Origin of the sequence: Pseudoalteromonas sp. S1612 (assembly GCF_005887175.1) — a bacterium.
In the GTDB taxonomy this organism is placed as follows: domain Bacteria; phylum Pseudomonadota; class Gammaproteobacteria; order Enterobacterales; family Alteromonadaceae; genus Pseudoalteromonas; species Pseudoalteromonas undina.
On sequence record NZ_PNDH01000185.1, the window covers coordinates 1 to 329 of the forward strand.

Genomic DNA, 329 nt, shown 5'->3' on the forward strand with positions numbered 1-329 from the left:
TAACCACATTAGCTTATTTGAAGCTGCAGGCTTAACGGTAAAAGAATACCCATACTACGACTACGAAAACAAAGATTTATTGTTTGATGAAATTGTTGAAACCCTACAACAGGTGCCTAAGGGCGATGTGGAGTTATTTCATGCATGTTGTCACATCCCAAGTGGTAGGGATTTCAACGAACAACAATGGAAGACTAATGCTGAACTTGCAAATGATGTGGGGTATACGCCATTAATTGATAATGCATAGCAAGGTTTTGGCTCTTCTTTAGAAGAAGATGCGAATGGTTTACGTATTTTAGCCAATGCGTTTGAAGAGTTGATCATTT

1 pseudogene is annotated in these 329 nt (G+C 38.3%); it reads left to right on the plus strand.

What is annotated here, in order from left to right:
- Window positions 1-329: pseudogene (locus CWB78_RS18630) on the plus strand (aminotransferase class I/II-fold pyridoxal phosphate-dependent enzyme); the annotation flags it as partial.